Origin of the sequence: Sphingobium sp. Ant17 (assembly GCF_000588875.1) — a bacterium.
GTDB lineage: Bacteria > Pseudomonadota > Alphaproteobacteria > Sphingomonadales > Sphingomonadaceae > Sphingobium.
Window position 1 is genome coordinate 1 of record NZ_JEMV01000193.1, and the last position, 1,666, is coordinate 1,666.

Consider the following 1,666-nt stretch of genomic DNA (forward strand, 5'->3'; position numbering starts at 1 on the left):
ATTCCTCCCCGATCAGGATTAATATCGACGCCGATGATCTTGTTGGCACCCGCCATACGCGCGCCCTGCAGCACGTTGAGCCCGATTCCGCCGAGGCCAAAGATGACGACATTGTCACCGACTTGCACCTTAGCAGTGTTCAGGACCGCGCCAAACGCCAGTGGTAAACGCCGCAGCCGATGTAACAGCTTGTCTTGAATGGTGCGTCCTCACGGATCTTAGCCACCGCGATCTCGGGTAGCACGGTGAAAATTCGAGAAGGTAGAGCAGCCATATAGTGGAAGAGCGGCTGACCCTTGTAACTGAAGCGGGTCGTGCGTCGGGCATAAGGCCCTTCCCTTGCGTCGCACGGATAGCGGTGCATAGGTTGGTCTTGCCGCTAAGGCAGCTTTTGCACTGGCGACATTCGGGCGTGTAAAGCGGGATAACATGGTCGCCGGGCTTCACCGCCGTTACTCCGGAACCGATCTCGCGCACGATGCCCGCGCCCTCATGTCCCAGGATGGAGGGGAAGATGCCCTCGCTGTCGAAGCCGTCCAGCGTGTAGGCGTCGGTATGACAAATCCCGGTCGCCATAATCTCAATCAGCACTTCGCCCGCCTTCGGTCCTTCCAGATCGATTTCGACAATCTCAAGCGGCTTCTTCGCCTCAAACGCGACAGCGGCGCGGGTCTTCATTCAAGCTCTCCGATTTGATGACAATGCATAGAAAGGTTTTTGATGGCTCAGTCATTCGCACTACCATGCGTCGTATACTAGCGCAGATTTTCGCATCCTCCGTTCTCGAAATGAGGACACCAAACGGTGAGAGACCGCGTTTTTAAAAATTCAAGTGGACAACCTTTGTCCGACAATGTTCTAGCGGCCCCCGCAGATGCTAAGCATAACCGCGTGGGGGTCTGGATCTTTGAGTGATTACTGAACGGTCGCTAATGCCCTGCTCTCGAGCGCGTAAGTCTTGCGATACATATTGGCGATATGTTCCCCCGACCGTAAACTTTCGACACTATTTTTCAGCAGATTTTCAAGGTAGGGGACTGCCTTGATCCGATAGAAAATAGTCCAGATCGAAAAAAATGTGGGGCACAGAGTATCTGTGCTTCTCCGGCGACCTATTGAAAAACTCTGTGCATATTGGAATGATAAAAGGCCGTTGGTGAGCACGGGCACCATATCACCGAGATTTATGACGAAATGTGTCGGGTATCGGGGGGTGCGTTGACCCAGTCTCCATCGGCGTTCTGCACCTCCAAACCGCCAACATCGTCCTGCATCAGAATGGTTAGGAGGCCCCAATCTGTGTGCGCGCCCGCACCAAGTTGATTACCTTCGCCGACGCCCATCTGTGGCGGGTAGTGGAGTAAGCGGGTCGTCACCATCGGCTCGTCACAGCCTTTTCCGAAGTAGGCTTCGGGCAGATCGAGCGACAATGCCAGAATTCCGGCGAGGTGGGTGCCGAGCGCACGCATCGTCTCAATGTATCGCTCAGTTGAATGGCGCAGCCATTTTTTGTCGGCGAGCCACTGATTAGGCCCGTGATATGGGACTTTGTTAACGACATAGGGATGTCCAGGTCCCAGATCTCGGCCTGCCATAAAGCCTTCCTTCAGGTCCGGCTGCGATCCATCGTCAAGGACTTGAATAGCCATCGCCTCGTAGCCGCGCA

At 54.9% G+C, this 1,666-nt stretch carries 1 protein-coding gene and 1 pseudogene; both read right to left on the minus strand.

Translation table 11 applies throughout. The features are described 5' to 3' along the window. Positions 1-678, minus strand: a pseudogene (locus BF95_RS25360) (alcohol dehydrogenase catalytic domain-containing protein); the annotation flags it as partial. A 506-nt stretch (positions 679-1,184) separates the two neighbouring features. Beyond that, the coding region (locus tag BF95_RS25365) for an isopenicillin N synthase family oxygenase (RefSeq protein ID WP_161774453.1) at positions 1,185-1,666 on the minus strand (482 nt) is incomplete at its 5' end.